The sequence below is a fragment of the uncultured Aureimonas sp. genome (assembly GCF_913775355.1).
Taxonomy (GTDB): Bacteria; Pseudomonadota; Alphaproteobacteria; order Rhizobiales; family Rhizobiaceae; genus Aureimonas.
In genome coordinates this window covers 1-4,621 of sequence record NZ_CAJYIU010000235.1, presented here as the reverse complement: position 1 = coordinate 4,621, position 4,621 = coordinate 1, and the positions used below count along the sequence as shown (strand labels likewise).

Annotated in this window: 4 protein-coding genes and 1 pseudogene; 3 read left to right on the top strand and 2 right to left on the bottom strand. The window is 70.0% G+C overall.

From position 1 onward, the window contains the following. Positions 1 to 666 (bottom strand): LysR family transcriptional regulator (locus QZ753_RS14270; protein WP_294644512.1); only part of this gene is annotated, 666 nt, incomplete at its 3' end. Between the two features lie 103 nt (positions 667 to 769). Here QZ753_RS14270 and QZ753_RS14265 point away from each other — a divergent pair. Together QZ753_RS14265 and QZ753_RS14260 are read left to right on the top strand one after the other, a co-directional pair. After that, on the top strand, positions 770 to 2,002 hold the full coding sequence (locus QZ753_RS14265) for an acyl-CoA dehydrogenase (protein WP_294644511.1): 1,233 nt from the start codon (positions 770 to 772) through the stop codon (positions 2,000 to 2,002). Continuing rightward, complete coding sequence (locus QZ753_RS14260; protein WP_294644510.1) at positions 2,002 to 3,138, top strand: CaiB/BaiF CoA-transferase family protein; 1,137 nt, start codon at positions 2,002 to 2,004, stop codon at positions 3,136 to 3,138. Before QZ753_RS14265 ends, QZ753_RS14260 begins: the two co-directional genes overlap by 1 nt. Here the strand turns inward: QZ753_RS14260 and QZ753_RS14255 are convergent. Next, on the bottom strand, positions 3,135 to 4,187 hold the full coding sequence (locus tag QZ753_RS14255) for a phosphotransferase (protein WP_294644508.1): 1,053 nt from the start codon (positions 4,185 to 4,187) through the stop codon (positions 3,135 to 3,137). The genes QZ753_RS14260 and QZ753_RS14255 overlap by 4 nt on opposite strands. Positions 4,188 to 4,471: 284 nt before the next feature. Here QZ753_RS14255 and QZ753_RS21060 point away from each other — a divergent pair. Next, positions 4,472 to 4,621 (top strand): annotated as a pseudogene (locus tag QZ753_RS21060) (aspartate aminotransferase family protein); the annotation flags it as partial.

Here is a 4,621-nt window from a genome sequence, read left to right as displayed (position 1 = left end):
GAACCGGTGGCCGCGCAGGATGTCGCGCGCGTCGAGCCCGGCCTCGCGGAACCATTCGAGCCAGAGCGTCGGGCGCGTCGCCTGCTGCAGGAGCGGAAGGCCGGTCAGCGCCCCCTCCCCCGCCGTCTCGCGCCCTGCGAGAAGCTCGGGGCTCGCGACCGCGCAGAGCCGGTCGGCCTGGAGGACGAGACCGCCCCCGCTTCCCGCCGCCGCGCCCGCACGCCGAATCGCCGCGTCGAACCCGTCGCGGTCGAAGTCCACCGCGCCGAGCCTCGCGCTGACGTTGAGGCTGATGCCGGGCTCGGCGCGCGAGAAGGCGACGAGGCGCGGGGCGAGCCAGCGCGCGGCAAAGGTCGGCAGGACGGCCAAGTTCAGGATCTCGCGCCGCCCGCCGAACGCCATGGTCTTGACGCTCGCCTCGTCGAGCCGGGCGAGGATGGCCGCCGCGTCCACCGCGAAGAGCCGCCCGGCATCGGAGGGCACGAGGCGCTTGCGCACGCGGTGGAAGAGCGGCACGCCGAGCTTGTCCTCCAGGAGCGCGAGCGAGCGGCTGACCGTGCTCTGCGTGAGGTTGAGGCCGGCGGCGGCCTCCGTCACCGACCCCTTGTCCATGCAGGCAACGAAGGCGCGCAGCTCGGCGATCGTCGGGTGATAGGCGGGTCGCATCGGCCGACTTCATCGAATTCATGAATGTTTCGATCCGATATCATCGTTTGCGCGGGCGCGCGAGCGGGCGCAAAGTCGCTGGCATCAGACAGGAGATGCGATCATGTCCGCCCTTCCCGCCAGCGCCGTCCCGTCCGCCACGCTCGCCAGGACCTCCAAGGCGAGCTTCGACTGGACCGACCCGTTCCTCCTCGCCGACCAGCTGAGCGAGGACGAGCGACTGATCTCCGAGACGGCCGCAGGGTTCGCCGAGGAGCGCCTGCGCCCGCGCATCGTCGAGGCCTATCTCAAGGAGACGACCGACCCCGAGATCTTCCGCGAGATGGGCGAACTCGGCCTTCTCGGCGTGACGCTGCCGGAGGAGTACGGCTGCGCCGGCGCCTCCTACGTGTCCTACGGGCTGGTGGCGCGCGCGGTGGAGCGTGTGGATTCGGGCTACCGCTCGATGATGTCGGTCCAGTCCTCGCTGGTGATGTATCCGATCTACGCCTACGGGTCGGAGGAACAGCGCCGCAAATACCTGCCCAAGCTCGCCAGCGGCGAATGGATCGGCTGCTTCGGCCTCACCGAACCCGACGCCGGCTCCGATCCCGCCGGCATGCGCACCGTGGCGCGCAAGACGGACGGCGGCTATGTCCTGAACGGCGCCAAGATGTGGATCTCCAACGCGCCGATCGCCGACGTCTTCGTCGTCTGGGCGAAGTCGGACGCCCATGACGGGGCGATCCGCGGCTTCGTGCTCGACAAGGGCATGAAGGGCCTGACCGCGCCGAAGATCGAGGGCAAGCTCAGCCTGCGCGCCTCGATCACCGGCGAGATCGTGATGGACGGCGTCGAGGTCGGCGAGGACGCGCTGCTGCCGAACGTCTCGGGCCTGAAGGGTCCGTTCGGCTGCCTCAACCGGGCGCGCTACGGCATTTCCTGGGGGGCGCTCGGCGCTGCCGAGGACTGCTGGCACCGCGCGCGCAGCTATACGCTGGAGCGCACGCAGTTCGGCCGCCCGCTGGCGCAGACGCAGCTCGTCCAGCGCAAGCTCGCCGACATGCAGACCGAGATCGCGCTCGGCCTCCAGGCCTCGCTTCGGGTCGGGCGCCTCTTCGATGAAGGCCGCATGGCGCCGGAGATGATCTCGATCGTCAAGCGCAACAACTGCGGCAAGGCGCTCGCCATCGCGCGCGAGGCCCGCGACATGCACGGCGGCAACGGCATCATGGGCGAGTATCACGTGATGCGCCACGCGCAGAACCTCGAGACGGTGAACACCTACGAGGGCACGCACGACGTCCACGCGCTGATCCTCGGCCGCGCGCAGACCGGGCTCCAGGCCTTCTTCTGATGGCGGATGCGCCGCTGAAGGGCCTCAAGGTCCTCGAACTCGCCCGCATCCTCGCCGGGCCCTGGATCGGCCAGACGCTGGCCGATCTCGGCGCCGAAGTGATCAAGGTCGAGGCGCCGGACGGCGACGACACCCGCCGCTGGGGCCCGCCCTTCGTCACCCACGACGGCGAAAGGACGGCCGCCTATTTCCACGCCGCCAACAGGGGCAAGCGGTCGGTCGTCGCCGACTTCTCGACCGAGGAGGGCCGCGCGCTGGTACGCCGGCTTGCGCTCGAGGCCGACGTCCTCGTCGAGAACTTCAAGGTCGGGGGCCTCGTGAAATACGGCCTCGACTACGAGACGCTGTCGAAGGCGAACCCGCGCCTCGTCTACTGCTCGGTCACCGGCTTCGGGCAGGACGGCCCCTATGCGCAAAGGGCCGGCTACGACTTCATGATCCAGGCGATGGGCGGGATCATGGACCTCACCGGCGAGCCCGACGGCACGCCGCAAAAGATCGGCGTCGCGTTCGCCGACATCTTCACCGGTCTCTACGGCGTGATCGCGATCCAGGCGGCGCTGGCGCGGCGCGAGCGGACGGGGCGCGGCGACCATGTCGACATGGCGCTGATGGACTGCATGACCGGTGTGCTCGCCAACCAAGCGCTGAACTACTTCGCCAGCGGCACGGCGCCGAAGCGCCTCGGCAACGCCCATCCCAACATCGTGCCCTATCAGGGCTTTGCGGTCGCCGACGGGCATGTGGTCATCGCCTGCGGCAACGACCGGCAGTTCGCAAGGCTTGCCGCCGTGATCGGCGAGCCGGACCTTGGCTCAGACCCGCGCTTTGCCACCAACGAGGCCCGCGTCGCCCACCGGGCGGCGCTGGTCGCGATCATGGAGGGGCGGCTTCTTCTCATGGCGCGCGACGCGCTGCTCGCCGATCTGGAGCGCGAGGGCGTGCCGGCCGGCCCGATCAACACGCTCGCCGACGTCTTCGCCGACCCCCAGGTCCTTCACCGCGGCATGCGGATCGAGCCGGACGGGGTGCCGGGCCTGCGCACGCCGATCCGCTTCCGCGACGCCGCGCTCAGCCTCGACACGCCCTCGCCGCGCCTCGGCAGCGGCGGCACCGCGGGCTTCGGGACTGGCTAGACCCCGCAGGCGCGGCGCAGCATCTCGCGCGCCTCATCAAGCGGCACCGCCTCGCAGCGCGCCATGGCCGAGCGGGCCTTGGCATGGTTGCGCAGGATGTAGGGGGCGTTCTCGGGATAGCGGCTGGCGCGCCATTCGCCGATCGTGATCGTCATCGCCTGCCGCACGCCGACGAGCTGCGGCAGGAGATCGAGCTCGGCCTCCGGCACGGGATGCACGGCATGATAGGCCGACACGAGCGCGGCCACCGGCTCGAACGGATGGCCCTCGTCGGCCACCTGATAGGCGCTGGCGATCGCGAGATCATAGATCGCGGGCGTCCGGACGAGGTCGCCGAAGTCGAGGATACCCGTCAGGCGGTCGGTGTCGGCCTCGTCCACCAGGAGGTTGAACGGGTTGAAGTCGTTGTGGACGACCTGCATCCGCAACGCGTCCTCGCGCGGCGCGATCTCGTCGCGGAAGGCTTCGAAGATCCGGGTGACGCGCGCCCGCAGCGCGGGATCGGCGACATAGCGCGTGTGCTGCAGAAGGCCGGGCGAGCGCCGGATGTCCCAGACGATCTCGTGCTCGGCGGCGGGGTGCGAAAAGTCCGCCAATCCCTTGGCGAGCCGGCCGAGCGCCGTGCCAAGGGCCAGCATCTGGGCGGGCGTGCGCGCGGCTCCGAACAGCGGGCGGCCGGGCAACCAGGTCAGGAGGCGCGTGAAATGGTGCTCGCCGTCACACGGCGCGAAGAATTCCGGCGCGCCGTCCAGCGTGCGCACGAGGCGCGAGGCGGGCACGTCCGGCACCGTGCGGGCGAGATGTTCGAGCGCCCGGTTCTGGAACTCCGAGACGCCCGGATCCTCGGCGGCGTTGGCGATCTTGAGGACGAAGCGCGCGCCGTCCTCGGCGTCGAGGCGCACCGTGAGGTCGCGCTCGCTGGTCAGCATCGAGGCGCGGGCCGCGATCCCATAGCGCTCGCGCACCATCCGCTCGATCTCGTCGAGGCCGAAGGCGGGCGCTGCCGTGGTAAAGGCCGAACGCGGCTCGGCGATCTCGGACTGGGACATGGCCGGCCTTTCGCCAGATGGCTTCGTGAAGCGGAAAACCGACAGGCCCTCCGCCCATTTTTGATATACCATATACGATGATCCGGCAAGCCGAAGCGGTGGCGTCCGGCGACGGTTCATGCGGTCGGCATCCAGCCTCGAAGCTCCCCGCATCGCCTTTTCCGCCCCGGAATTTTGGTATATCATGTATCGCAATCGGCGGCCGATGGCTGGTCGCCGCGACCGATCCCGGTCGATCGACCCGCCGGAGCCCGACAAGCATGAGCGCCACCGCCGATCTCTCCATGCCCAACGCCTTCGTGCCGGGGCGCGGCAACCTCAGCCCCGACAACGAGGCGCTGGTCGAGCGGCGCGCGCGCGTCCTCGGGCCGGCCTATCGGCTGATGTACGAGACGCCGCTGCATCTCGTGCGCGGGGACGGCGTCTGGCTCTAC